The sequence below is a fragment of the Bacillus nakamurai genome (genome assembly GCF_001584325.1).
GTDB lineage: Bacteria > Bacillota > Bacilli > Bacillales > Bacillaceae > Bacillus > Bacillus nakamurai.
Map to the genome: position 1 here is coordinate 23,733 of NZ_LSAZ01000005.1, position 26,316 is coordinate 50,048.

A 26,316-nucleotide genomic window follows, 5' to 3' on the forward strand; every position below is an offset into this window, starting at 1 on the left:
GAACCTCCTTATAATTGCTCTAGGTTTACATTACGTTTATACGATGATGGTTTGATATAGAGGAGATGAAAGAATGGCTTTAACTGCTGGAATTGTCGGTTTGCCGAATGTCGGAAAATCGACGTTGTTTAATGCAATTACCCAGGCTGGTGCCGAATCAGCCAACTACCCGTTCTGTACGATTGATCCGAACGTCGGAATCGTGGAAGTGCCTGACGAACGTCTGCAAAAGCTGACTGAACTGGTCAAACCGAAAAAAACGGTTCCGACTGCGTTTGAGTTTACAGATATCGCCGGGATTGTAAAAGGCGCGTCAAAAGGTGAAGGACTCGGAAATAAATTTCTTTCTCATATTCGTCAGGTTGATGCGATCTGCCACGTTGTGCGTGCATTCGCTGACGACAATATTACACACGTTTCAGGAAAAGTTGATCCGATTGATGATATTGAAACGATTAACCTTGAGCTGATCCTTGCTGACATGGAGACGGTCGAAAAACGCATTGTCCGCGTGAGCAAGCTTGCAAAGCAAAAAGACAAAGAAGCGGTTATCGAGTTTGATATTTTGTCTAAATTAAAAGAGGCGTTTGAGCAAGAAAAGCCGGCCCGTTCCGTTGAATTTACGGAAGAACAGCAAAAGCTTGTGAAGCAGCTTCATTTGCTGACGTCAAAACCGGTGCTGTATGTGGCGAATGTGAGCGAAGATGAAGTGGCTGATCCGTCAGGAAATGAATACGTCGCGAAAATCCGTGAGTATGCTGCGGGTGAAAACGCCGAAGTCATCGTCGTCTGCGCGAAAATTGAATCTGAAATTGCTGAGCTTGAAGGGGAAGAAAAGCAAATGTTTCTTGAAGAGCTCGGAATTGAAGAATCAGGCCTTGATCAGCTGATTAAGGCGTCCTATTCTCTTCTCGGCCTTGCGACATACTTCACGGCAGGCGAACAGGAAGTCCGTGCATGGACGTTCAAAAAAGGCATGAAAGCCCCTGAATGTGCGGGAATTATTCACACTGACTTTGAACGCGGCTTTATCCGCGCTGAAACTGTCGCTTATGAAGATCTTCTCGCGGGCGGCGGCATGTCAGGCGCTAAAGAAGCCGGAAAAGTGCGCCTTGAAGGCAAGGAATATGTTGTAAAAGACGGAGATGTCATTCATTTCCGATTTAATGTATAGGACACAGTTGTAAAGGGACAAGAGCTTTGGTATAATATAAACTTGTGAGTAATAGAATTATTGCTCCTTGCCCATTTAGGGCCGCTTAGTCCAAAAGGAGGTGCAAACAGATGAGAAAGTACGAAGTTATGTACATTATCCGTCCGAACATTGACGATGAGTCAAAGAAGGCAGTTATCGAGCGTTTCAGCAACGTTTTGACTTCTAACGGAGCGGAGATCACTGGAACAAAAGATTGGGGTAAACGTCGTTTAGCTTACGAAATCAACGATTTCCGCGACGGTTTCTACCAAATCGTAAACGTTCAGTCTGATGCTGCAGCGGTTGCTGAATTCGACCGTTTGGCTAAGATCAGTGACGATATCATTCGCCACATCGTTGTTAAAGAAGAAGAATAAGCAATTTGAAATATATAATGTTAAAAGGTGGTCTTTCTTATGCTTAACCGAGTTGTATTAGTCGGAAGACTGACAAAAGACCCAGAGCTTCGTTATACGCCAAACGGTGCGGCTGTTGCCACGTTTACTCTTGCTGTGAATCGTACATTCACGAATCAGTCCGGAGAACGTGAAGCCGATTTCATTAATTGTGTCACTTGGAGAAGACAAGCCGAAAACGTTGCAAACTTCCTTAAAAAAGGAAGCCTTGCAGGCGTAGACGGCCGACTGCAGACAAGAAACTATGAAAACCAGCAGGGACAACGTGTCTTCGTGACCGAAGTCCAAGCTGAAAGTGTTCAATTTCTTGAGCCTAAAAACGGCGGCGGTTCTGGTTCAGGTGGATACAACGAAGGAAACAGCGGCGGAGGCCAGTACTTTGGCGGAGGCCAAAATGATAATCCGTTCGGCGGAAATCAGAATAACCAGAGACGAAATCAAGGGAACAGCTTTAATGATGATCCATTTGCCAACGACGGCAAGCCGATTGACATCTCGGACGATGATCTTCCGTTCTAATAGATTATCGCTATATTCATAACAGGAAAGGTGGGAAATGACAATGGCAGGAGGACGCAGAGGCGGTCGTGCGAAACGCCGTAAGGTTTGTTACTTCACTTCTAACGGCATTACGCACATCGATTACAAAGATGTAGATCTTCTTAGAAAGTTTGTTTCTGAGCGTGGTAAAATCTTACCTCGCCGTGTAACTGGAACAAACGCAAAATACCAACGTAAATTGACTATCGCGATCAAACGCGCACGTCAAATGGCTTTACTTCCATACGTAACTGGCGAGTAAGCCGATAGATAAAAGAGCAAGGGCCCTTGGGTTCCTGCTCTTTTTTTGATTGATAAAGCTGCATCTCCCCGATCCCTTGTCTCCGGGAATTGCGCCTTTCAATTGTCCCCTCTTATCCGTTTCTTTCCTTCCAATTGCTTCGAAATAGTGGTGTAATGAGTGTTTCACATGAAACATTGATAAAAATCCAAAATACCTCGCTGCGGTTTCCATAAAGATAATCTTTGTTGTCTTGCTCTCCCATTCAAAAATGCGTACATACGTACTGTATTTGTTTATACTGAAGGAGGAGGTGATTCAGATGGAATCAGAAAGACTTGTCCTGACGGAGGAAAAGTGGGACGCGATCGTTCACAATGATTCTTCCTATGATGGAACGTTTTATTATGCGGTGAAAACGACGGGGATTTTCTGTCGGCCTTCTTGTAAATCCAGAGTTCCGAATAAAGAAAATGTGGTGGTATTTCAAACAGCGGATGAGGCACTCGCGGAACACTTTCGTCCGTGCAAAAGATGTCGGCCGAACGGACTCCGTTTGCCTGATGAAGAGTGGGTCACGCAAATCACTGAGTATATCGACAGCCATTATCATGAATCACTTACTTTGGAGACGTTAGCTGATATGTGTCACGGAAGCCCGTACCATTTACAGCGGACATTTAAAAAAGTCAGGGGCATGACTCCGGCTGAATATATACAGAAAATAAGAATAACAGCGGCAGAGCACCTTTTGAAGCTGACTGATAAGACAGTCTTGGAGATCGGGTTGGCTGTCGGCATTCCGAACACTGCCCATTTTGCGACTCTTTTTAAGAAGAAAACGGGAAGCTCGCCAACGGAGTACAGAAAATCACAAACAAAGGAAAAGGAGGTTCAATCATGAATAAAGAAATGGTTGTATATTGGACGTTATTCACATGGAATGATTGGAGTTTATATATGGCTGCCACCTCCAAGGGCCTTTGCTTTATCGGCTCGAATCATGGGGATCTGAATGAATTAAAGCAGTGGACCGACAAAACAATGCCGCATGGCAGATTGGTGCGTGATGATGAAAAACTGGAGCCTTACACAGCTGAACTGCGCGATTATATCAAAAACGGCAGATCAACATTTTCACTGCCGCTTGATCTTCGCGGGACGGAGTTTCAGCTTGCTGTATGGAGGGCGCTTCAGGACATACCGTACGGGGAGACATTCTCCTACTCTGACGTAGCGGAAAAGATTCATAGACCGCAAGCTGTCAGAGCCGTGGGTGCCGCAATCGGTGCGAATCCTGTGTTAATTACAGTTCCATGCCACCGTGTCATCGGGAAAAATGGGAAACTAACCGGGTTCAGAGGCGGCTTAGAAATGAAAAAGCAATTGCTGGCATTAGAAGGCAGGCAGGTTTAACGGTGAAGCACTTATTATATAAACAGCCGAAAACATTGTTAAACAAGGGTTCAGGATTTTAATCAGGATACAGCCACACGCTAAATCCCTATACAGGCTGTACATTTGGCTGTTCTTACTGTTATGTGAGGCGCATGCCTGTTTCGTCGTTCCGAAAAGAAGAATGGGGAACATGGGCCGACATTAAGCAGGGGGCTGCGGAACTTCTGGAGAAAGAACTCACAAGGACGAAGAAAAAAGGAAGAGTCACGATTTTTATGTCCTCCAGTACTGATCCATACCAGCCGATTGAACATCGAGAGAGGATTACGCGATCACTATTAGAGGTCATGTCGGTCAATCAGCCGGATTTCTTATTGGTGCAAACCAGAAGTCCGCTTGTTCAGAGGGATATTGATCTGTTAGGCAGGTTAAAGGATAGAGTCAGAGTCAGCATAACCGTTGAAACGGACAGAGAGGACATACGAAGGGGTTTTGCTCCAGAGGCGCCTTCAATTCAAGGAAGGCTTCATACGCTGAAAATTCTTTCTGAAGCGGGGATTCCGGTTCAAGCGGCGGTTGCGCCCATTTTGCCAAGCACAGAAGCATTTCCGCAAAAACTCGCGCCGTACGTCTCCCGTGTTTGCATTGATGATTATTTTATGGGAGACGGAAGCGGCGGCAAGCGGACAAGGCAGCTGGGAATTGAATCGATCTATGAGGAATTGGATATGCGGGATTGGTACTCTCCCTGTGCTTACCGTAAAGTATATAACAGAATGGCAGACGTTTTTTCACAGGATCGGCTGTATGTGAGCCGTGACGGATTTTTGCCGTGAACATCGGGAGGGGAAAAATGAAACTGATTTCTTGGAATGTCAACGGCTTGCGGGCCGTGATGAAAAAAATGGATATGAATGCATATGTACAGGAGGAAGCAGCAGATATTCTGTGTCTGCAAGAAACAAAAGTACAGGACGGACAGGTATCATTGCAGCCTGAGGGATATCATGCATACTGGAATTATGCAGAGAAAAAAGGGTACTCGGGCACCGCTGTTTTTTCAAAACAAGAACCGCTTTGTGTATCGTACGGATTGGGAAAAGAAGAGCATGATCAAGAGGGCAGAGTGATTACGCTTGAGTTTGATAATATGTACGTTGTCAACTGCTACACGCCAAATGCTAAACGAGGATTGGAACGTATTGATTATCGGCTTCAATGGGAAGCGGATTTTAAGGCTTATTTGCAGGAGCTTGATCGGAAAAAGCCTGTCATTTTATGCGGTGATTTGAACGTGGCGCACCGGGAGATTGACTTGAAGAATCCGAAAGCCAACCGGAAGAACGCCGGTTTCTCCGATCAGGAGCGGGAAGCCTTTACCGCATTGCTAGAAGGCGGATTTACCGATTCATTCCGCTATTTGTATCCCGATCTGGAAGGGGCGTATTCCTGGTGGTCTTACCGGCTGAATGCACGGGATAACAATATCGGCTGGCGCCTTGACTATTTTATCGTTTCGGACAGGCTGAAGGAACGGATCAGAGAAGCGAATATTTGTAACGGGGTTATGGGTTCTGACCATTGCCCTGTTGAAATTACAATTGATTTATGATGAGATAGCAGTAAGAGTTTTTACACTCTTGCTGCTTTTTTTATCATCGAAAATGGAGGAGCACATGGCAAATATAAAAGAGATTGCGAAATTGGCGAATGTGTCGGTAGCCACCGTGTCACGCGTGTTAAATCATCATCCGTATGTGTCTGAAGAGAAAAGGCGGCTTGTGCATCAAGTGATGAAGGAATTGGATTATACGCCCAATCGCACTGCCATTGATCTCATTCGCGGAAAGACCAATACGCTCGGCGTGATTCTGCCTTACAGCGACCATCCTTGCTTTGATAAAATTGTAAACGGTATCACCAAAGAAGCTTTTGCTCATGACTATGTGACAACCCTTCTCCCCACCAATTACGACCCCGATATTGAAATAAAATATTTCGAGCTGTTGAAAATGAAAAAAATTGACGGACTGATTGTTACATCCCGCGCAAATGAATGGGAAACAGTGGTTCCGTATCTTGAATACGGGCCCGTTGTCGCCTGTGAATATACGCGGCATCAGGATATCCCATGCGCTTATAATGACAGGCAATCAGCATTCAGAGAAAGTTTTCAGTATTTAAAAAGCCGCGGGCATCAGAACGTCGCTTTTACCTGTGTTCGGGAACCGGCAAAAAGCCCAAGCACGGCGGATAAAGTAAACGCATATGAGGCTGTTTTCGGTCCTCTTGATGATGACCGTATTCTGGTCGGCTGTCATAATATGGACGACGGAGAGCGTGCCGGCGCGCATTTTTACAGCTTCAACCAGGCCCCGACGGCCATATATGCCCACAGTGATGACGTTGCCGCCGGCTTATATCAATTTGCACAAAGACAAAAATGGGATGTGGAGATCATCGGTGAGGGGAATCTAAGCGTCAGCCGGGCTTTGAACATCCCTTCCTTGGAGCTTCATTTAGAACGGGTCGGCAAAGAGGCTTTTTCTTTGTTTTTACACAGGAATATGGCCAAAAAACAAATTATGCATCAATTTCACAGGGAAAAACACTTGAGCTGAAATGGGTTTCATGCGTTATAACTAGATTGATAAGGAAAGGGAGGATGAAGATGCGAATTGAGCATGCGGCCATATGGGTCAAGGATTTAGAGCGGATGAAAGAGTTCTATGAGAAATACTTTCAAGGAAAAGCGAATGACCTTTATCATAATGAGAAAAAAGATTTTAAATCATATTTTATTTCGTTTGACTCCGGATGCAGGCTGGAAATTATGAAAAAAGGTGACGTGAATGAGACCCCTTCGCAGGACATGACGGGGTGGGCGCATCTCGCATTTTCAACTGGCAGCAAGGAGCGGGTAAACGAACTGACGGAAACCTTTAAAAAAGACGGTTTTAAGGTTATGAGCGGCCCGCGAGTGACGGGTGACGGTTATTATGAGAGTGTGATAGAGGATTGGGAAGGCAATTTGATAGAAATTACAGTGTAACAGTGCGGAGAGAGCCCGCACTGTTTTTCTTATCAGATTTGCTGTGCGTTTGTTTTCGGACCGAAGAGGATTAACAGAACGGAACATAAAAGCCAGCAGCCGCCTATGAAAACAAAGACGCTGATATAGCCAAGCTTTACAGCAATAAAACCGACCAGCAAGGAGCCGAATATATTTGAAAAACGGCCGAGTCCGTACGCCAATCCGCTGCCTGACGAGCGGTATTCGGTAGGATACGGTTCGGATGTGTATGCGTATAAGTTTGATGTGAAAATCCGTTCCGTGATGTTGACGATAAATCCGAAGACAATAATCATGACGGGAATAAACGTCATTCCGTATAAAAGACCCGCGATCGCGGTCAGAAAGGCGCTTGCTGCTAAAATCCATTTTCGCTGAAATCTTTCGGATATCATTGATCCGAGCAATGCGCCAAGCGGAGCGCCGACAGAGTGAAGCACATTGTACCAGAGCGTTTTTTCCATGGTAATGCCATTGCTTTTTAATAAACTGGGCACCCATGAAGCAAAGCCGTAAAAGCCAAAGGTTTCAAGAATCCAGACTGCGGACAGGATAATGGTGATTTTTAAGTTTCTTCCTTGAAACAGGCCTAAGTAGCCCGCATGCTTGACGGTGTGCGGAGCTGCTGCTTCCTTTGGTGCGGGAAGCGGGCCTTTTTCTTGCTCCACACGTGCTTCAATCCGGTTCATAATGGCGTCCGCTGTATCGTAAGAGCCGCGGTTCTCGTGCCAGCGCGGTGATTCCTCAAGCCGGCGGATAAAGAAGAAATAAATAAGGCCGACGGCTCCCCATACAAAGACAAGCCGCCATCCCCATGAGCCTAATGGGATTACAAAAGCGGACACGACATTTGTGACGGGAACGCCTATTAACCCGATCATTGCACAAAAGGAGATGTATTTCCCGCGCACAGAGGAAGGGAAAAATTCCGCCAGATAGCTGTTTGTCACAATCATCGCTGCTGCGACGCCGAGTCCGGTCAGAAAACGGAACATCATTAAGGAAGGGATATCCCAGGCTAATGCATTTAAAAAGGATGAGATTGAAAAGATAAGGACAAAACAGTTGAGAGCTTTTTTTCGGCCTATTCGATCGGACAATCTTCCGCCGAGTGAGGCGCCCAGAAACATGCCTAAAAATGATGCAGCCGTGATATCGGCAATGGTGGACAGCTTCACGCCCCAATGCTCAATCAGCGCCGGAGCGACATTGCTGAGCGTAAAAAGATCGGCAAGGTCGAAGAAATAAATGATGCCGAGAGCGGTTAACACTTGGTAGTGCACACGCGAAATGGGGAGACGGTCTAATCGGTTCGCGACGTTTGAGAATGGCTGATTTTTCATAAAAAACCCCCTGATTTGGCTGTTGTAATCAGAAAATACTGTAAATTTAATCCTGCAAATACATTATAATGGTCTTTCAGTCTCGAAAAAAGAGTTTAAATAACCAGAGCCAGAGGAAACGGAATAGCGCTTTTTTCTTAAAAACTTATAAAATTTTCCTATATAGGATACTGTTTATATAGTAAAATACACAAAGAAAGGAAGCTGATACATAAAAATGAATACATTTATACGGCCTTTAGAAGGCAAAAATAGTGTTTGGAGATATCTTCTTTCTTTATTATTAATTGTCGGTTTATTCTTTTTTGGAAGTATAGTGACGGTCTTTTTTATGTTTTTCTCTACCATTGTAAATCCGTCACTGACAATGGATTGGGATGAGGCAGTGCTAAGTGATCCGCTGGTTGCTTTTTATTTGCAGCATATCGTGTATTTTATCGTGATTCCAGGCATGTGGCTGGCCGTTCGTTTTATTTTGAAACGCCGTTTCCTCTCTTTAATCACGCCGAATCAGGCATTGAATTGGAAGAAAATTATCTTTGGATTCAGCACCTATTTTATTTTAATGATCATAGCGGAGCTGATTGATTTTACGATAAATAGTGAGAGTTTCGCATTGCAGGAATTCCATACGCCTCGCTTTTTATGGCTGTTAGGGGCAGCTCTCTTTTTGGTTCCGTTTCAGACATCTGCGGAAGAATTTCTGTTTCGGGGCTTTTTGCTTCAGTTTGCCGGTAAACTGACGAATCATACATTCGTTCTGACGGTTATCGTAGGAGGGGTATTCGGCGCTCTGCATTTTGCAAATCCGGAAATGGATAAAGGGGCTTTCTGGATGGCGGTTGGCTATCTAGCAATCGGGATGATATGGACCTTCATCAGTATTAAAACGGGAAGTATGGAGCTGTCGCTTGGCGGGCATGCAGCGAATAATATGTTTTTAGCCATATTTCTCACCGAGGATCACAGCGTGTACAGCGGGATTCCTTCTCTCTTTTTATATAGCGGTACTCATGAGGTGTATGATGGTTTATCCACGCTGGCCGTGAACGTTATATTTGCTTGCATTGCGTTATATTTTCATAAGAAGGAAAAAAAGCAGCAAGGAATTTAATCCCTGCTGCTTATGTGTAATGTCTTCATGGCTTCATCAATGTCTGTCGTCGGCTGGCGGCACGCGAAGTTCTCACAAATGTAAACCGTCGTTTTGCCATCGATGATTTGATATTCCGCTGCCAAATCGGCAATGCCCTTGAGATCTTCCGGTTTCTCTGCGGCGAGAACCGTGTATGCAGGTGTGAAATGCTGCTGAAGAGCCTCTATGAAACGCTTCCTGTCCGGGTCATTTTTGCTGCCGAAAATAACGATTTCTTTATGAGTCATCGTATGTGCCAGCACGCTTTGCATAAAGAAAGCGTTACTGCTTGGATAGGCTTCAATTTCTCGTTTGAATACAGAAAACATGGTTTCCGCTTTTTCGATCAGCGATAACTCACCCGTCAGGCGGCCGAGACGCAGAAGCTGTACGGCAGCCATACTGTTTCCTGAAGGCACGGCGCCGTCATAGACTTCTTTTTCTCTGACAAGGAGGGTTTCGGCATCATCGCCTGTGAAGTAAAACCCGCCGTGCTGGTTATCCCAAAATAAATGAAGCATGCCCTTACATAATTCTTTTGCTTTTTGTAAATAAGAGGTGTCAAAACCGCACTCATACAGCTCGATATAAGCCCAAGTGAGAAAGGCATAGTCATCGATAAACCCTTTGTTTTTCACTTCTCCGTCACGATAACGGACCATGACGCGCCCGTTCGGCATGAGATGCTGTTCAAGAAAACGGACGGCTGTTTCGGCCATGCCGAGATAGTCTGGCTCGTGAAATACCTTTGCGGCTTTCGCAAGTCCGGCAATCATGAGCGCGTTCCATGAAGTCAGCACTTTGTCATCCACGTGCGGATAGGGTCTGTTTTCGCGGGCATTGAGCAGCTTCTGCCTTGCGTCTTCAAGCCGTTTGCTAAGTTCATGTTTTGACAGGCCCGTCTCTTTCAGAATGTCTTCCAGCCGTGTGAAAATGAGGTTAGGAATATTTTCCCCTTCGAAATTGCCTTTTTCCGTGATGTTATATACGTTGCAATAAAGCGAGCCGAGTTCGTCCCCCAAAAGGTCTAATACTTCATTCCTCGACCATATGTAATATTTCCCCTCTTTGCCCTCCGTATCGGCATCTAAAGCCGAGAAAAAGCTGCCGTCTTCATGCATCATTTCCCGTTGAATAAATGTAATGATCTGCTTGGCAACCTGTCTGTAACGCTCATTTCGCGTGACTTGATAGGCCTCTGTATAAGCTGTCAGAAGCAGGGCGTTGTCATACAGCATTTTCTCGAAATGGGGCACGAGCCATTCATTATCGGTCGAGTAACGCGCAAAGCCAAAGCCGATATGGTCGAAAATGCCGCCATTTGCCATGCTGTCGAGTGTTTTTGTCACGCTGGCCAATGCCTGCTCTTTGTCTGTATAGCTGTAATAGCGGAGCAGAAACATGAGCATATGAGGCATCGGAAACTTCGGCGCCTGGCCGAATCCGCCATACACCGTATCAAATCCGCCGGCGAGCTGGCGGAAAGTGTCATGAACGGCCTGTTCGCCGAGCATGCCCTCGTTTTGATGGGCTTTCACCTCAAGATGAGCGGCCGCATTTTCTGCTATATCCTCTACATGCTGCCGATCATTCGCAAACGTCTCGGACAGATGTTCAAGCACATCAATAAACCCCGGACGGTTAAATTTGCTCGTCTTCGGAAAATACGTCCCCGCGTAAAACGGCTTCTGATCAGGCGTAACAAACACATTCAGCGGCCACCCGCCCTGCCCCGTCATCAGCTGGCAGATTCTCATATACACCGAATCCACATCCGGCCGCTCCTCGCGATCAACCTTAATGGCTATGAATTTATCATTTAAGATGCCGGCGATTTCTTCATCCTCAAAGGATTCGTGCGCCATGACGTGACACCAGTGGCATGTCGAATAGCCGATGCTGATAAGAACCGGCTTGTTTTCGCGTTTTGCTTTTTCAAAGGCTTCTTCTCCCCATGGGAACCAATTCACGGGGTTGTAGGCATGTTGGAGTAAGTACGGTGACTTCTCAGTGATTAATCTATTGGGTACTTTTTTATTTGGCATGGGATCACCTTCTTTCTTTACACAACAATTTTAATTTGTGTTGCTTACAATTTTCAATTTCAGCTCTCCAAACTTCTGCGATATCAGGTAAAATCTTATCAATATTGCTACAAAGATCGTTAAGGAATTCAAAGGCTTTTGTGTATATTTTTATTCTGTCATATCTTTTGCTGTTATTGCGTTCAATATTCTTTAAAATTTTTGCTGCTTGTTTTGTGAGTTTGTTATTTTGGCTAAGATGATCTAAAAGAATGTGGTCTTTGATAAGTCCTCTTGATAGGTTAAAACAATTGCAGTAGTCTAATATTTTATATATCGAAATAAAAAAAAGATCAGTATTAATTTTTCTAGGCAATAATATACTCAGGTCTTCAGCATATTTTAAATAATCTTGTAAAAATCTATAACAAAATTCAATTCGTTCTCCTAATCTAACACCATCAATCTCCCTGATTCTTTCCATTTGAAATAAAACCTTAACATCATAGAAATGGGAAATAAGATCATGGTTTGCATACCTCAAATTAAGACTAAATAAATTTAAAATTTCATCAAAAATTCTATCGGGATTAAAATAAGTATCTTTAGCCTTTTCTTCGAATTCTTCCTCACTGCAATTCTCTTCATTCATTAAGATTACTTTTAATGCCTCTGCAGTAATGTAATCATTTATAAGAAACATGATTGGAGAATAAAGGTTTTGAAAACATTCTTTATTATGTTTTTGTTTCTCTCTTTTTTGTGTAAGTTGATGTGCAATTATTTGCCCAGATGTAGCTGCTAAAAGAGGTATTGAGACTGAGATTACAGTAGACCAATCTATTTGCAATTCTTACACTCTTTTCATGTTTATTCGTGATTATGTAATGCGGTGCGATTCATAAAGAACAATTGCAAAACTTTTCACGGTTGGGTTTTAAATGTCTTGTTTAAGGATCTTAATATATTATTAGTTTAGCAGACGTAGCACCAAGTACAACTCGTAAAAAAAATGAGGTGAAAGTGTTTCGATAAATCTCCATCACAAATGCACAATTAGTTTCGTGACACATAATATAAATTATAAAAAGCTACTTTAACCTTAGGTAATGAATTGGGCTGGTTCAGATTGACGAACTTTATTATTAAAAAGCTAAAAGAAATCCATAATATTAATAAAAAATTAGAAATTGTTCAGAAATGTTCCTGTATAAATCCTTTTTTTCTAATTACTCGAGAGGGTGAACATTTTTTTGCATCTGACTTATCAAATGGTCATTCTTTTAAGACATGTTATTTTACAGTTATTTCGGTGAATGAACCGCGAAATTGTGTTGTTTTGGAATTACTTGTTCCTTGTTGTTTGAATTCAATATGTACTAATAGAGCTTTATATCGTTCGAATTCACGTATTTTAATTGATATTTCGTGCTTCTGTGGGATGGGTATACTTAAAATTCCTGTTTATGATTATTTGGTTTTAAAAACAAATATAAAAGATAAATTTAGAATTTGTTTTTCGACAACTGAAAAAAAATCAAGCATCTTATGGAACAATGAATCTAATTTTGCTAATACTGCTACAGTTACTCTCCATCATAAAGATAATAAGAATTCTACTATTAAAATTAATCTCCAGACTAAAGAGTACTTATACTCATTAAGTGTAAAAAAGGGAGAAAGCTGTGCCATTACGGTTAAAGATCTCGAATGTCTTAGTGTCGATTCATCAAAAAAAATATTACATGGTCTAATAGAGGTTCAGTTGAATCACATTAAAAAGGCTAATAGATGTTTTTAATTTAGGTTGATTATCCAATCGAATTTGTTACTTAAAACATATCTTTATAAAGATAAAATGAAATGAGGAGGATAATAATGGCGAATTTAGGTGGTTGTAGTAATGAGCAAACAGGCTTTGTAAACGATGCTGTATGTTTCACGATTGATTTAGGGGATACAGGAGGTGTAGCTACACCAATTTGGGAAGATGGTACTTCTTATGTTATAAATGGAACAATAATGGTAGAAAACAATGGGATTGTAGGGGTAGGACCTACAGCATCGCTTACAGTTAACGGAACTGCGGTAGCTGGATTTACAGTAGCACCAGGGGAAAGTAGATCAATCACCTTAAATGATATCAACTCAATAGGTATTGTAGGAGCCGGAGGTACGGGTACTGCAAATGTAACCGTTTCTTTCTCACTTAATTATCAATATTAATGAGTTTACATCTTTGAAATCACAAACTTTTGCTGAAAGTAGTGACAGAAATGTGCGCTCAACTTAACGCATGTGGAGGCAGAGGGGGAGCCACCGGAGCAACAGGAGCCACCGGAGTAACAGGAGCAACTGGAATAACAGGAGCCACCGGAGTAACAGGGTCAACTGGAATAACGGGAGTAACAGGGTCAACCGGAATAACAGGGTCAACCGGAGTAACAGGGTCAACCGGAGTAACGGGGGCAACCGGAGTAACGGGAGCAACTGGAATAACAGGAGCAACTGGAATAACAGGAGCTACCGGAATAACAGGAGCAACTGGAATAACGGGAGTAACAGGGTCAACCGGAATAACAGGGTCAACCGGAGTAACAGGGTCAACCGGAGTAACGGGGGCAACCGGAGTAACGGGAGCCACTGGAATAACAGGAGCAACTGGAATAACAGGAGCTACCGGAATAACAGGAGCAACTGGAATAACGGGAGTAACAGGGTCAACCGGAATAACAGGGTCAACCGGAGTAACAGGGTCAACCGGAGCCACCGGAGTAACAGGAGCCACTGGAGTAACAGGAGCCACCGGAGTAACCGGAATAACGGGAGCAACAGGCGAAAGTATAACTGGGAATTCTATGTATGCATCTAATACAGTTGGCAGTACAATTGTAGTTTTGCTGGGTGGTTCAACGGTTCCTTTACCGAACAATCAAAGCTTAGATGGATTTGCAGTAAATGGAGGTAATAATATGTTTACTGTACCAGTGGCTGGACGTTATTATCTCTCATATCAAATCAATACCACTCTTTCATTGCTTGCTGGTTCTAGATTAATGCTTAATGGTGACCCAATACCGGGTTCAATCATTTCTCCGGCGATATCGACTTCGAGTTACAATGATGATGTGTTTGCGACTTTGAATGCGGGGGACAGAATATCTCTTCAATTATTCGGAGTAGCAGCTACAGTTATACTTTTAGGCGGGGGATCAACAGGAGCAGCTTTATCTATTATTCGTTTAAACTAAAAACAATCAAAGGAATTCAACTGAGTTCCTTTTTTTATTTGTCCTTTAGTTACATCATAGTTCAGATTATATATGCAAGTTTTTTGGTTATTCTAACAGACGTGGCACCAGTGGTAACCTTGATGTAATGAAGAAAATATTTAAAAAAAGAAAACCCCTATCTGGTTACACAAGTTTTTAGGGGTTTTAATAATTAATCAAAAAAAATTGATTTATTTCGTTGCATTTATTGAAAAATCCTGAGTATGATAAATACATCAAAAAAAATTGATTAAAGAAGGCGATATGATGAATGAGACGAAAACAGAATTACTTCAGAGATATGAACAAAAATTTAAAGCTCTTTCTGATCAGAAACGATTAGAGATCATGTATGAACTTTGTCAAAGGGGAAAAACCTGTGTTTGCGATCTGACTGAAATCTTTGAGATGACACAATCTAAACTTTCTTATCATCTTAAAATTTTATTAGATGCCAACTTAATTACCAAAGAAACAAAGGGAACATGGAGCTATTATGATTTAAATGACAATGAGGTAAATAATTTATTATCTGAAGAACTTTGTTGTGTATTTAGAAAAAAAGGTGAAGGAGATTGTTGTTAAACTTTTAAGCATTAAATCAAATTTCTTTGATTAATATATAAGAGGAGGAATTATTATGAAATTTGTTCATGTAGGGATTAATGTTGTCAGTTTGGAGAAATCGATTGATTTTTATCAAAAGGTCTTTGGAGTAAAGCCTGTAAAAGTAAAAACGGACTATGCAAAATTTTTATTAGAAACTCCTGGATTAAACTTCACTTTAAATGCTTGTGATGACGTAAAGGGAAATCAAGTGAATCACTTTGGATTCCAAGTAGATGGTTTGGATGAAGTCTTGAGCCACAAGGAAAGGCTTGAAAAAGAGGGGTTTTTTGCGCGTGAAGAAATGGATACGACTTGTTGTTATGCAGTCCAAGATAAATTTTGGATTACTGATCCTGACGGGAATGAATGGGAATTTTTCTTTACCAAATCAGATAGTGATTTTCAAAAACAAAATTCCTCCTCTTGTTGTGTAACACCAAGTGAAAATACAACGAACTCAAGCTGTTAATATGAAAGGTGAGGATTAAGTGATGAAACGTTTATCTTTGTTAGATCGCTATTTAACCCTCTGGATTTTTCTTGCGATGGCATTAGGGATAGGATTAGGTTTTATATTTCCGGGTTTTGTTGGTGGATTAAACAAGTTACAAGTCGGAACTACATCCGTTCCTTTAGCTATTGGTTTAATACTAATGATGTATCCTCCTTTAGCAAAAGTTCGTTATGAAGAAATTGGGCGGGTATTTAAAGATATTAAAGTGTTAATTTTGTCATTAGTACAAAACTGGATCATCGGGCCGGTTCTGATGTTTGTTTTGGCTATCATCTTTTTGCCAGATAAACCGGAGTATATGATTGGACTTATTATGATTGGATTAGCTCGCTGTATTGCGATGGTTATTGTTTGGAATGACTTATCAAAAGGTGATACGGAATATGCGGCAGGATTAGTTGCTTTTAATTCAATTTTCCAAATGCTTTTCTTTTCAATTTATGCTTATGTATTTGTGACGGTTATTCCACAATGGTTAGGAATTGAAGGAGCTATCGTTAACATAACGATGTCGGAAGTCGCAAAATCTGTATTCATTTACCTTGGAGTTCCTTTTATTGCAGGAATGCTGACACGTTATATTTTTGTAAAAGTGAAGGGAAAAGAATGGTATGAAAAAGTGTTCATTCCTAAAATTAGCCCGATTACGTTAATTGCTTTGCTATTTACAATTATCGTCATGTTTTCTTTGAAAGGTGATGTAATCGTCAGCTTGCCGTTAGATGTTATTCGAGTTGCGATTCCATTATTGATTTACTTTGTTTTGATGTTCTTTGTTTCCTTCTTTTTAGGAAAGAAAATTGGAGCAAACTACGCTGTCACTACTACATTAGCTTTTACAGCAGGAAGCAACAACTTTGAATTAGCGATTGCTGTAGCTGTTGGTGTATTTGGAATTCATTCAGGTGCAGCATTTGCCGCCGTAATTGGTCCGCTTGTAGAAGTACCTGTTATGATTGCACTTGTTAATGTTGCTTTGTGGTTTCAACGAAAATACTTTCAAAATCACTCCATGTAAAGGGAGAATCATATATGAAGAATAAAAAAATTATTTACTTCCTTTGTACAGGAAACTCTTGCCGAAGCCAGATGGCTGAAGGATGGGCTAAACAGTATTTGAGTGATGTGTGGGAAGTTTACAGCGCTGGAATAGAAGCACATGGATTAAATCCTAATGCTGTTAAAGCTATGAAGGAAATAGGTATTGATGTATCTAATCAAACATCGGATATCATTAATCCTAACATTCTAAACAATGCTGATTTTGTCGTCACATTATGCGGTGATGCGGCAGATAAATGCCCCATGACTCCACCACATGTTAAAAGAGACCATTGGGGTTTTGATGATCCTGCAAAAGCAGAAGGAACCGAAAAGCAAAAATGGAGTACCTTCCAACGAGTCCGTGATGAAATTGGAGAACGTATAAAACGATTTGCTGAAACAGGTGAATAGAATTTTAATAGCCGTGGGGGAATCTCCATGGCTATTATTTTTATCAACATAAAGAAGATGTAAATTTTTGATGGTTATTCTAACAGACATGTCACCAGTGGCATGTCGAATAGCCGATGCTGACGAGAACAGGCTTATTTTCGCGCTTTGCTTTTTCGAAGGCTTCTTCTCCCCAGGGATGCCAGTTTACCGGGTTGTGAGCGTGTTGGAGTAAGTATGGTGACTTCTCAGTGATTAAACTATTGGGTACTTTTTTATTTGGCATGGGATCACCTTCTTTCATTTTGTTTTCATTCTTCCTTAATGTACCACAATTATTTAATAAAATACTTTCATCTAACTGTGATCGGATACTTTTGTTTGTATGAGTTAATCTCAATGGTATGTACATTCTTTTTTGAAAATATTATATGAGTAAAATCTTTGTAAATCTGTCTCATTTTATTGAGTCTATTTTTAACTGGATTGCAGTGTGTTTAATTAAGAAGCTTTGAGTCAAAAAGGGGAAAAACAAGTCATTGGGAGAAATGCTGAAAAGTTGTGTTTATTAGGTATATGGATACTTATTGACAAAGTAATGAGGATTTCATAAATAATTTACTAACTTAAATGAAGTGTTTCTTTATTTTGTTAATTGTTGGTTACTTTTGTGACCTGCTGCCAGTGACTAGTCCAATAGCCGATTGCTGACCGGAACAGGCTTATTTTCGCGCTTTGCTTTTTAGAAGGCTGACTCAACAGGTACTGTTTGAATGTACAAAGCCATAAATGGTTAACTTATCTTTAAGATCCGCAATTCCTCGGTTCCAATCTTTTTATACAGCATGACCTAAAATCGAATATCAGAGTGTGATAAAACTTTTCTAAATAAAAGCATGTTTTTAACTGAAAATATCTATTATGGTATATTTAAATAAGACAAAATATTTGAAACGAGGAATGATATGAATACAATCGAAAAGCAAAAACATAAGAAATTTAAAGTGAAAAAGATCGTACAAGTCATCATGGTCATTATTGGCGGGATTATAGCGGCATATGGATTAGAAACAGTATTGATTCCAAACAGTGTATCTGATGGAGGGGTGACCGGTCTCAGCATTGTCGGTTCACAACTGTTTCATTTACCGCTGGGGATTTTGATTGCAGTGATAAATATACCGTTTGTCTGGTTAGGATATAAGCAAATTGGGAAAAGCTTTGCGTTATTATCAATTATCGGAATCGCCTCACTCGCTGCCGGTACAAGTTTTTTTCACCACACTCCAGCTATCATAGAGGGCGATACCTTGTTAATAACTGTTGTTGGCGGGATTATCCTTGGATTGGGAATGGGGTTGGCATTGCGCAATGGCGGCGCACTAGATGGAATTGATATGCTTGCCGTGCTGCTATCCCGAAAATTACCGTTTGGAACGAGCGATCTCATTCTATTTCTAAACATTTTTGTGTTTATTTTTGTTTCTACTGTATTCGGCTTGCAAGGAGCTTTACTTTCAGTCATTGCTTACTACATTGCATCCAAAGTCATTCATGTTGTTGAAGAAGGTTTAAGCGGTTCTAAAACTTTTCAAATCATTACCACTCAACCTGAATTAATGGTTGAGACAATACGTGATGAATTAGGCCGAAGCGCCACCTATAAAGAAGCTTACGGCGGTTTTTCCCACGAGAAATTTAAAGAAATCACATGTGTCATCAACCGTTTAGAAGAAACCAAACTAAAGGAAATTATTAATGATATTGATAAACATGCTTTTGTTACCGTATATGACGTAGCTGAAGTGAAGGGCAGTAATTTTAGAAAACTTAATAATCATTAGAAAAAAATATAACTTATAACTAAATGAGAGTTACCGTTTTAAACGGTAACTCTTTATCTTTTAAAGAGTGCGGTGTAAGAAATCTAAGATATCTGCTTGCAGTTCTTTATGATACTCCTCCCGATTAAACCCAATCGGATCTGTGAAGGAGGAAATGCCTCGTTTTGCATATGATCGGGAAAGGGGCTGAGGAATGAGAAATGTCCCCCGTTTTTCACAACTTTATGGCGGATTTTATTTTGATCGGAGATTCTTTTTACTACAAACTCAGCATGAAAAAATGGGGTGATGGTATCCTTTTCTCCTGTCAGCATGAAGATAGGAATATCTACTTTCTGCAATGATCCTTTTTCTCTGAACCATCCGGCCGCCGGAGCTAAAAGGATGATTGATTGAACACGGTCGTCATGTACAATATGTAACTCGTGAGGCTTTTGATCTGATGATTCATGCGGAAAAGATGCGGGAACTCCCCCTGCCGCCGCCAGTGCGGTATATCCTCCCATTGAATGGCCGATCAGGCAAATGGCATTTGATTTAATAGATGACGAATAACTGCTCTCCTTTAATATCCAGTCTATCACTGTGTGTATGTGCTGAGGGCGGTTCCTTAGATTTTCTTCGGTCCCAGACAACGTATTATCTTCTCGATTATTAAACGGATGTTGAGGTATGACGGCTATGAATCCATTACGTGCAAGAAACTGAGCGATGGTTCGATAAGCAAACGGTGTGCTTCCGTCACCGTGAGAAATGATCACTAGCGGAAATTTTCCATTCGCAAGAGGAGCATCTTTCGCTATTTTTAACTGATAAGGCCCTATTTGTTCTGCTTTTTCTTCAGTGTGTGCAGGATACATCATCATCAGCGGAATGGCTGTTCTATCATTTTTTATATTCATAAACTGAAAACCCGCAGAGAACTGTTCATTTTTTCTATCTTCCAATTACTTAATCCCCCTTCCCCTCATTGAAAACTTTATCACTTATGCTGTTGAATTATACCATCCGTTTGGCCACGCACGCTGATAAGATTTTTTCCAGTTTACAGGTTGTAAGCATGATTTCTCTGCCATTCTACAAGCTGATAGAAGCTATGATATAATTTACATAAAACCCAATAAAAGATGGGATTTTAGGGGGATCATGATGATTGGAATACTTGCTGGCATGGGGCCGAGATCAACCGGTCCATTTATTGATAAAGTTGTAGACAAGTGTCAAACCATTTATGGCGCGGCAAATGACATTGATTATCCGCACATGATGATTTATTCATGTCCAACGCCTTTCTATATTGATCAGCCGATTGATCACTCTGAGATGGAAAAAGCAATTATACACGGTATCCGCAAACTTGAACAAACAGGCGTTGATTTTATTGCGATGCCTTGTAATACCGCCCACATCTATTTTAACCAGTTACAGCAGTCCGCTTCCGTACCTCTATTAAACATGATTGATGAAACAATAAAAAAGATCCCTGAGAACTCAAAAAAAATTGCTTTATTGGCTACTGAGCCGACCATGCAGTCTGGAATGTTTCAACATGCTTTTTTGAAACATGGGTTTGAGTATGTCCACAAGGATCATTGGCAGTCTGATGTGAATCAAATCCTATCCAACATTAAAAAAGGCCACATCCATGAATCCCGTCAATTATGGGAAAGCTTTTCTTCGGAATTAGCTGAAACAATTGATGCAGCTGTCATTGCTTGTACAGATTTAAATATAGTGACTGATACAGGCCAAAAAAATATAAGCTTCATTGATTCTTCCGCTTGTCTCGCTGAGGCTGTTGTATATAAGTATTTATCATTGACGGATCATTGTTAATAGGCATTTCCTAAGAAAATTCAACTTGAAAAGGAGAGGGGATTTCATGACAAATCCCGCATTACAGCTGTATGACTATCATATCTGGGCAAATAAACAAATCTTCAGTCGGCTCAAGGAGCTTCCGAAGGATGTGTACCATCAAGAAGTTGAAAGTGTGTTTCCATCGATAGCCGGTGTACTGGCTCATGTGTATCTGTCGGATGTAGGGTGGATTGACGTGTTTTTAGGCAAGGATACGCTGAGGTCAGCAGAAGAGCGAAAAGAGGAAATCGTCTCCAAGGATATAGAAGAGATGGAAGTGATGTTTTTTGAATTATCTGACTGTTATAAATCGTTCCTTCAGCCAGACGAAAATATCAATCAGCCTCTCGTGATCGAACATCCTTCTGGTGATGTGATGAAAACGAGTGTGTCCGACATGGTGCTCCATGTTGTGAATCACGGGACATATCACCGCGGCAATATAACAGCGATGCTCAGACAGATGGGCTATGCTTCTGTTTCGACAGATTACGGCGTTTATTTATATGTAAAAACAAAGGAAGAGTAAGAAAGACAGTCATCACGACTGTCTTTTTTCTTTTATCCGAAGCGGTTTATACACTTTTACATAAACACACAGCGCATTCAGCAGCAGCAATGCGCTTGTGATGAGAAATACATATTTGATTCCTGCATGGTTTTGTCTCCTTGAAATTTCTCGGCTATTTCAGACACAAAGCTGATTCAGAAGACAGCTTCCGGCTTATGATTGAAGATTTTATTGTATCCGTTTCAAAAAAGTAAAAAAGGGAGAGATCATATATGAAAATAGCTTCAGGCATTGAAACCATTGAGTTGGTAATGGATATGATGGGGCAGAAAAGTGTTATCCATCCGGCACTGATATGGGATAACAACGAAGTCCTTTTAGTGGATACGGGAATTCCCGGCCAACTTGAAGAGATTCGCGAAGCAATGGAAAAGGCCGGGGTGTCTTTTGACAAGCTGACCAAAGTGATTTTGACGCATCAGGACATCGACCACGTCGGCAGTCTTTCCGGCATCATAAAAGCGGCTGATCATCACATTGAAGTGCTCGCACATGAAGACGACAAGCCTTATATCGAAGGGGACAAGCCGCTGATCAAGATGAACCCTGAACGAATGGCGAACATGTTTGAGTCTCTTCCTGAGGAACAGCGTCAGAAAATAAAAGCACTGTTCGATACACCGATTGACGCAAAAGTGGACAATATAATCAGCGATGGTGACGTGCTGCCTTACTGCGGAGGAATTACGGTTATCTTTACTCCGGGACACACTCCCGGCCATATCAGTTTGTATCATCACCAAAGCAAGACGCTGATTGCAGGGGATGCTCTTGTGGCTGAAAACAGCGTCCTTGCGGGACCTAGTCCGCGTGCAACGATTGATATGGAGATGGCTTTACAGTCCATTAAAAAATTCACAGAATTTGATATTGAAACCGTCGTCTGTTATCACGGCGGCGTTGTGAAAGACAATGTCAATCAGCAGCTTTCAGCGTTGACTGAGTCATTATAAGAGCAAAAAAAGCTAAATCATATGAGTGATTTGGCTTTTTTTCATGTTTTTAAGACATCTCTTGCAGACGCTTTAAACTGTTTTTCCAATTTGCTTCAATGGCTTCTAAGGCAGCGGCAGCATCTTGTTTTTCGATCGCGCTGATAATGTCTGCGTGTTCATTATACGATCTGGTCAATGCATCATCTTCGCTGAAATAACGGATTTCCATTCTTTGTATTTTGACTTTCAGGCTCACAAGCAGTTTGTGAAGCTCAGGGTTGTCCGCCAGCAGGATGATGTGATGATGAAATGCGTTGTCTGCTTCGAGAATGGCCATTTTATCGCCATCTTTCATCGTTTGAAGCAGATTTTCATTAAGCTGCTTCAGTTCCTGAATCACGTCGGGGGTCATATGCGGGAGGGACTTTTGCAAAGCAAGTTTTTCGAGTGTCCAGACAATGGAATAGAAGTTTTCCGCTTCTTTTAATTCAATTGGAGCCACCAGTGTCCATCTGTTTGCTTTTGTTATGACCAATCCGTCATCTTCCAATCTCAATAACGCTTCCCGTATCGGAGTGCGGCTGATTCCCAATGTTTCCGATAGCTCCTTGTCCTTTAATTTTGTTTCCGGCATGAGCTTTCCCGTGATGATCCAGTTTCTGAGCGTATGATACACTTCGTCCCGCATGATGGTTCTTTTTAATACAGGTTCCTTTTTCTGATTATTCAATTGAACACCTCATGAATCGTAATATACTTCATATATTACTTGCATTTTACCACAATCCAAAGGCAGTTAAGAAATGAAGAGGTGATGTCTAAGAATGAATCGAACCTAAGTGTTTCACCTCAATATTCTGAAACTCGGCGGAGCCGCCTTCAGAAAAGAGAGTGATTCCTTGATCCTCGGATTTCGGAAAGACTTCATTTGTGAAAACGGTTTTTCCATCGTCCATAAAGACTTCAATGCTTGTTTTGTCCGCGAGAATCTTCAAATGAACGTGTTGCTTGCTGCCATCAAAGGGAGCTTTGCTTTCGGTGTATGCCTCGCTTTTGTCGGGCTGATTTATAAACGACCTGTTGACATAAGCATAGCCGTCTTCTGCTGAAATACCGACGTCAATATGCCGCTTTTGGTCTGATGATTCTCTGAGTCTTACGCCCGCGTTTTTGATATCTGACCAAACCATATCCATCTCCAGCTGATACGTGGCGCCCTTGATGGGCAATGTTTCAGAGCCATTGACCTTCATGTCTTTTATTTTGTCAGTAGAAGAGGTTAATTGACTCAATGTTTCAACAGGCTCTGAGATGAGGCTGTATGAGCCGCCGTCCTGATGCTGAAGACGGATTTCACGTACGATCGAGTCTGTGCCGTTAAAGCCGCTCTGTAATGTCGGTGTTTCATTGGGATAATCCCAATTGTTCATCCATGCCAGCGCATACCGCTTTGTCAATGGATCTGTACTTTTGCCGTCTTCGAATGTGACGCCGCCGTACCAATCAAAGCCGTAATCCAGCCATTGCGGTTCGGATTGATCGGCAGAAAATTCTTTTCCGTCAAAGTTTCCGGTCCAATAGGCGTACGTATTCGGTTTGCCCTGCGGCTTGCCGTTTGCGCTCGCACCAAGAATCCACTTGTACGTCCCGTCATCAGCCCGCATCATATAAAGGTCGGGACATTCAACAATACCGATCTCACGGGTAACAAAGCCGCCTGAATACTGCCAATCCTTTAAATTGGGAGATTCGTAGAAGCCGATCTTTTCTCCTTCAGCCATGGCCATCACCCATTTTCCGTCCTGTTCATCCCAAATGACTTTCGGGTCCCGGAAATCCTTTGTGCCCGGATTTTTCATAATTGGCTGGTCACTATAGGATGTAAATGTTTTCCCTTTATCCGTGCTGTACCATAAATATTGCTCCTGATTTTTGGTTTTGGCGGAGGGCTGCGTCACAATGGCCACAAGCGCGTTTTTGCCGAAGCCTGCCGTGTTGTCTTTATCAATGACAACGGAACCGGACCAGATGTCGCCGTTCGGATTTGTATACTTTGGAATGGCTGTGCCTTCGTCTGTCCAGTGCACCAAGTCCTCTGATACGGCGTGCCGCCATTCTGTGCCGTTGCCGTCCGGATAATCATGATTATAAAGATAGTAGTAATGATATTTTCCCTCAAAAAAAATCGGTTTTTGGGGATCGTTTTTCCATTTGTCCGGGGTTGTAAAATGAAACGCCGCCCGGTCGTCCGTCTCTTGCGTTGGTTTTGTTTTTGAAGAGTGGTTGCCTTTATCCGGCAGTAAGCCGACAAACAAGAATGCTCCCAAAAACACCAGTGCTGTAATGGACCATTTTCGTGCCATTAATCATTCACCGCCGATTTCGTTGAGAAATAAAAGAAAATGCCAATGGAGTATCGGCATTTTCTTTTTTCTTTTATTAGTTGACCGTCAGTTGTCCTTGTTCAAGAATGCTGTTTTTCACAACGGATGTTTTCTTTCCTTTAATGTTCAGTAAGAAGCTTGGGGCAAACGTTGCCTGCTTGTCTGCAAAAAAGCCTCTGTTTGTCATGTAGCTTGTGATGACGACATTATTTTCTTTTGCTTGAGGTACTGCAAAGTGAGAGTAAGTAAAGGTCACGTCATTAGGATCCAGATCCATTTTCAGCACAAGGCCTGTTTTGTTCAGCGGTTTGTATGGACCAGTTAAGGAATTCGATACATAACCGAGCATATAAATGTCGTTAGATGTAATGCCGTCGATCGTCATTTTTGATCCTCGTGAATCAGTGAACAAATACCATTTTCCGTTCATTTTGAAGACATTCGCGCGTTCGATTTCATCTGTTACCGTATTAGAAGTAATCAGCGGCTTCATCACTTTTTTCAGTGTGTAGTCGTCGTTTAATTCAACGATGCCGAGTGCGCCGTTCGCTAATTCCGCATCACGTTTTTTAGCGCTTTGCTGAAGCTTCTGACTTTCCTTGCGGAAGAAGCTTGTACTGCCGCCATAGTATGCTTTGTTAAATAAAGATTCCTCGCCTTGGTATCCGTCTTCTGTTCCCGTGTTTGATTCGAATACAAGATATTTGCGGCCTTTATCTTCAACGTAATGAGGGTCTCTCAGCGTATGGTTGTCGCCTGATGTGTAATTGCCTTCATCGATAAACTGTTGGACGTTCTGATATAATTTTCCGTCGCCGTCAAAAATCGTTTTATAATCTTCTACTCCGTTGATGGTGAGAGAGGTATCCGATTTTGATACATTTACCTGTGCTGTCGTCAATGTTTGTTTTCCGTAATGTTTACCTGAGAAGTTGGTGTAGAACAAACGGATTTTTCCGTCGGATGTAAATGTTGCTGAGCCTGACCATTCTTGCGTCTGATCTTTTAGGATGGAGTCATTGGCATCGAACTTATCGCTGTCTTTAAAGACACGGCCCGCGTTTTTCCAGCCGTCAATCGAATTGTCGCCGACTTTTTGATAAAACATGTAGATCGATGTATCATCTGCGTCTTTCGGATTTCCGGCCAGAGCAAACACGATGTGGTAGCCGTTGTAATCAGCGACTGTTCCGTCAGCGTTTTGCAGCGGCCAGCTGTCCCAGACATCCAGACCTTTTGCGGAAGAAATATTTTTAATCGTTGATTGATCAAATTGAGGCACTTGATATTTTTCGCTTTTTTGCTGTTCAGGGATTTGCAGCATATCATGGCGCGTAATATGGGAGATGCCGTACGTTTCTTTGTGTGCTTTTTGGTCATTTTCTTTCGCGAACGCTTGGGAAGCGCCTCCTGCCAGCAAGGCAGTCGTAAAGGTCAGTATTGTTGCTTGTTTCACAATCTTTTTCATGTTCATCCTTCATGTCTCCTTTTTATGTACTGTTTTGTTTGTTGTGTCCTCCTGCTTTGA

At 41.8% G+C, this 26,316-nt stretch carries 30 protein-coding genes and 2 pseudogenes; 23 read left to right on the forward strand and 9 right to left on the reverse strand.

Translation table 11 applies throughout. The features are described from left to right. Positions 1 to 73 precede the first annotated feature (73 nt). From ychF to AXI59_RS03135, 10 genes and pseudogenes are all read left to right on the forward strand, one after another. Complete coding sequence (gene ychF, locus AXI59_RS03090; RefSeq protein ID WP_061522748.1) at positions 74 to 1,174, forward strand: redox-regulated ATPase YchF; 1,101 nt, start codon at positions 74 to 76, stop codon at positions 1,172 to 1,174. Between the two features lie 110 nt (positions 1,175 to 1,284). Continuing rightward, a complete protein-coding gene (rpsF, locus tag AXI59_RS03095) occupies positions 1,285 to 1,572 on the forward strand; it encodes a 30S ribosomal protein S6 (RefSeq protein WP_061522749.1) in 288 nt (95 codons plus the stop codon). A gap of 39 nt (positions 1,573 to 1,611) precedes the next feature. Continuing rightward, positions 1,612 to 2,130, forward strand: a complete 519-nt coding sequence (ssbA, locus tag AXI59_RS03100; protein ID WP_003219228.1) for a single-stranded DNA-binding protein SsbA — start codon at positions 1,612 to 1,614, stop codon at positions 2,128 to 2,130. A gap of 43 nt (positions 2,131 to 2,173) precedes the next feature. Beyond that, on the forward strand, positions 2,174 to 2,413 hold the full coding sequence (gene rpsR, locus AXI59_RS03105; RefSeq protein ID WP_004392983.1) for a 30S ribosomal protein S18: 240 nt from the start codon (positions 2,174 to 2,176) through the stop codon (positions 2,411 to 2,413). 301 nt (positions 2,414 to 2,714) lie between these two features. Then, complete coding sequence (locus AXI59_RS03110; protein WP_082791713.1) at positions 2,715 to 3,296, forward strand: bifunctional transcriptional activator/DNA repair enzyme AdaA; 582 nt, start codon at positions 2,715 to 2,717, stop codon at positions 3,294 to 3,296. Next, a complete protein-coding gene (locus tag AXI59_RS03115) occupies positions 3,293 to 3,808 on the forward strand; it encodes a methylated-DNA--[protein]-cysteine S-methyltransferase (protein ID WP_061527357.1) in 516 nt (171 codons plus the stop codon). The genes AXI59_RS03110 and AXI59_RS03115 overlap by 4 nt, the downstream gene beginning before the upstream one ends. Positions 3,809 to 3,810: 2 nt before the next feature. After that, positions 3,811 to 4,626, forward strand: a pseudogene (locus tag AXI59_RS03120) (SPL family radical SAM protein). A gap of 17 nt (positions 4,627 to 4,643) precedes the next feature. Beyond that, entirely contained in the window at positions 4,644 to 5,402 is a 759-nt protein-coding gene (gene xth, locus AXI59_RS03125) for an exodeoxyribonuclease III (RefSeq protein WP_061527358.1), read from the forward strand. 64 nt (positions 5,403 to 5,466) lie between these two features. After that, complete coding sequence (locus AXI59_RS03130) at positions 5,467 to 6,411, forward strand: LacI family DNA-binding transcriptional regulator (protein WP_061527402.1); 945 nt, start codon at positions 5,467 to 5,469, stop codon at positions 6,409 to 6,411. A gap of 50 nt (positions 6,412 to 6,461) precedes the next feature. Further along, entirely contained in the window at positions 6,462 to 6,842 is a 381-nt protein-coding gene (locus tag AXI59_RS03135; RefSeq protein ID WP_061522752.1) for a VOC family protein, read from the forward strand. A 32-nt stretch (positions 6,843 to 6,874) separates the two neighbouring features. Here AXI59_RS03135 and AXI59_RS03140 read toward each other — a convergent pair whose 3' ends face one another. Beyond that, positions 6,875 to 8,206, reverse strand: a complete 1,332-nt coding sequence (locus tag AXI59_RS03140) for an MFS transporter (protein ID WP_061522753.1) — start codon at positions 8,204 to 8,206, stop codon at positions 6,875 to 6,877. A gap of 217 nt (positions 8,207 to 8,423) precedes the next feature. Between AXI59_RS03140 and AXI59_RS03145 the strand changes: the two genes are divergently transcribed. After that, positions 8,424 to 9,320: a CPBP family intramembrane glutamic endopeptidase gene (locus tag AXI59_RS03145; protein ID WP_061527359.1), complete on the forward strand. Its 897-nt coding sequence runs from the start codon at positions 8,424 to 8,426 to the stop codon at positions 9,318 to 9,320. On the opposite strand, the gene AXI59_RS03150 is transcribed toward AXI59_RS03145, so the two are convergent. Beyond that, the gene (locus AXI59_RS03150) at positions 9,317 to 11,386 is read right to left on the reverse strand and encodes a thioredoxin domain-containing protein (protein ID WP_061527360.1); all 2,070 of its coding nucleotides are present in this window, start codon (positions 11,384 to 11,386) and stop codon (positions 9,317 to 9,319) included. The two genes, AXI59_RS03145 and AXI59_RS03150, sit on opposite strands and share 4 nt — an antisense overlap. Before the next feature lie 4 nt (positions 11,387 to 11,390). After that, positions 11,391 to 12,215: a hypothetical protein gene (locus tag AXI59_RS03155; protein ID WP_061527361.1), complete on the reverse strand. Its 825-nt coding sequence runs from the start codon at positions 12,213 to 12,215 to the stop codon at positions 11,391 to 11,393. A 279-nt stretch (positions 12,216 to 12,494) separates the two neighbouring features. Between AXI59_RS03155 and AXI59_RS19665 the strand changes: the two genes are divergently transcribed. Continuing rightward, complete coding sequence (locus AXI59_RS19665) at positions 12,495 to 13,166, forward strand: CotZ-related putative spore coat protein (RefSeq protein WP_156476216.1); 672 nt, start codon at positions 12,495 to 12,497, stop codon at positions 13,164 to 13,166. Between the two features lie 77 nt (positions 13,167 to 13,243). Next, positions 13,244 to 13,591 carry a DUF3992 domain-containing protein gene (locus AXI59_RS03160; RefSeq protein ID WP_061527362.1) on the forward strand — a complete coding sequence of 116 codons (348 nt, stop codon included), beginning with the start codon at positions 13,244 to 13,246 and terminating at the stop codon, positions 13,589 to 13,591. Positions 13,592 to 13,649: 58 nt separating this feature from the next. Here AXI59_RS03160 and AXI59_RS20695 read toward each other — a convergent pair whose 3' ends face one another. Then, complete coding sequence (locus tag AXI59_RS20695) at positions 13,650 to 14,153, reverse strand: hypothetical protein (RefSeq protein ID WP_338022778.1); 504 nt, start codon at positions 14,151 to 14,153, stop codon at positions 13,650 to 13,652. A gap of 70 nt (positions 14,154 to 14,223) precedes the next feature. On the opposite strand from AXI59_RS20695, the gene AXI59_RS20700 reads away from it, so the two are divergent. From AXI59_RS20700 to arsC, 5 genes are all read left to right on the forward strand, one after another. Beyond that, positions 14,224 to 14,616: a BclA C-terminal domain-containing protein gene (locus AXI59_RS20700; protein WP_338022779.1), complete on the forward strand. Its 393-nt coding sequence runs from the start codon at positions 14,224 to 14,226 to the stop codon at positions 14,614 to 14,616. Between the two features lie 288 nt (positions 14,617 to 14,904). Then, on the forward strand, positions 14,905 to 15,222 hold the full coding sequence (gene arsR, locus AXI59_RS03170) for an arsenical resistance operon transcriptional regulator ArsR (protein WP_061527364.1): 318 nt from the start codon (positions 14,905 to 14,907) through the stop codon (positions 15,220 to 15,222). Between the two features lie 55 nt (positions 15,223 to 15,277). Next, complete coding sequence (locus AXI59_RS03175) at positions 15,278 to 15,715, forward strand: ArsI/CadI family heavy metal resistance metalloenzyme (RefSeq protein ID WP_061527365.1); 438 nt, start codon at positions 15,278 to 15,280, stop codon at positions 15,713 to 15,715. A gap of 22 nt (positions 15,716 to 15,737) precedes the next feature. Continuing rightward, positions 15,738 to 16,778 carry an arsenite efflux transporter Acr3 gene (gene acr3, locus AXI59_RS03180; RefSeq protein WP_061527366.1) on the forward strand — a complete coding sequence of 347 codons (1,041 nt, stop codon included), beginning with the start codon at positions 15,738 to 15,740 and terminating at the stop codon, positions 16,776 to 16,778. Between the two features lie 14 nt (positions 16,779 to 16,792). Further along, positions 16,793 to 17,215, forward strand: coding sequence for an arsenate reductase (thioredoxin) (gene arsC / locus AXI59_RS03185; RefSeq protein WP_061527367.1), 423 nt, complete (start codon positions 16,793 to 16,795; stop codon positions 17,213 to 17,215). Positions 17,216 to 17,309: 94 nt separating this feature from the next. On the opposite strand, the pseudogene AXI59_RS03190 reads toward arsC, so the two are convergent. Continuing rightward, positions 17,310 to 17,480 (reverse strand): annotated as a pseudogene (locus AXI59_RS03190) (DUF255 domain-containing protein); the annotation flags it as partial. A gap of 679 nt (positions 17,481 to 18,159) precedes the next feature. Between AXI59_RS03190 and AXI59_RS03195 the strand changes: the two are divergent. Then, positions 18,160 to 19,038 (forward strand): YitT family protein, encoded by an 879-nt coding sequence (locus AXI59_RS03195; protein ID WP_061527369.1) that lies wholly within the window; start codon positions 18,160 to 18,162, stop codon positions 19,036 to 19,038. Between the two features lie 83 nt (positions 19,039 to 19,121). Here AXI59_RS03195 and AXI59_RS03200 read toward each other — a convergent pair whose 3' ends face one another. Next, positions 19,122 to 19,985 carry an alpha/beta hydrolase family protein gene (locus AXI59_RS03200; protein WP_240491481.1) on the reverse strand — a complete coding sequence of 288 codons (864 nt, stop codon included), beginning with the start codon at positions 19,983 to 19,985 and terminating at the stop codon, positions 19,122 to 19,124. Positions 19,986 to 20,187: 202 nt separating this feature from the next. Between AXI59_RS03200 and AXI59_RS03205 the strand changes: the two genes are divergently transcribed. The 4 genes from AXI59_RS03205 to AXI59_RS03215 all read left to right on the forward strand — a co-directional run bounded on the left by AXI59_RS03205 (position 20,188) and on the right by AXI59_RS03215 (position 22,422). Then, complete coding sequence (locus AXI59_RS03205; RefSeq protein WP_061527370.1) at positions 20,188 to 20,874, forward strand: aspartate/glutamate racemase family protein; 687 nt, start codon at positions 20,188 to 20,190, stop codon at positions 20,872 to 20,874. A 46-nt stretch (positions 20,875 to 20,920) separates the two neighbouring features. Beyond that, positions 20,921 to 21,427, forward strand: coding sequence for a DinB family protein (locus AXI59_RS03210; RefSeq protein WP_061527371.1), 507 nt, complete (start codon positions 20,921 to 20,923; stop codon positions 21,425 to 21,427). Between the two features lie 140 nt (positions 21,428 to 21,567). Further along, positions 21,568 to 21,663: a hypothetical protein gene (locus AXI59_RS20705; RefSeq protein ID WP_326832642.1), complete on the forward strand. Its 96-nt coding sequence runs from the start codon at positions 21,568 to 21,570 to the stop codon at positions 21,661 to 21,663. Positions 21,664 to 21,681: 18 nt separating this feature from the next. Then, entirely contained in the window at positions 21,682 to 22,422 is a 741-nt protein-coding gene (locus tag AXI59_RS03215) for an MBL fold metallo-hydrolase (RefSeq protein WP_061527372.1), read from the forward strand. A gap of 49 nt (positions 22,423 to 22,471) precedes the next feature. Here the strand turns inward: AXI59_RS03215 and AXI59_RS03220 are convergent, their stop codons facing one another. From AXI59_RS03220 to AXI59_RS03230, 3 genes are all read right to left on the reverse strand, one after another. Further along, positions 22,472 to 23,134, reverse strand: coding sequence for a GntR family transcriptional regulator (locus tag AXI59_RS03220; RefSeq protein WP_061527373.1), 663 nt, complete (start codon positions 23,132 to 23,134; stop codon positions 22,472 to 22,474). Between the two features lie 88 nt (positions 23,135 to 23,222). Beyond that, positions 23,223 to 24,767, reverse strand: a complete 1,545-nt coding sequence (locus AXI59_RS03225) for a glycoside hydrolase family 32 protein (RefSeq protein WP_061527374.1) — start codon at positions 24,765 to 24,767, stop codon at positions 23,223 to 23,225. 76 nt (positions 24,768 to 24,843) lie between these two features. Continuing rightward, positions 24,844 to 26,262: a glycoside hydrolase family 68 protein gene (locus AXI59_RS03230; protein ID WP_061527375.1), complete on the reverse strand. Its 1,419-nt coding sequence runs from the start codon at positions 26,260 to 26,262 to the stop codon at positions 24,844 to 24,846. Positions 26,263 to 26,316 lie beyond the last annotated feature (54 nt).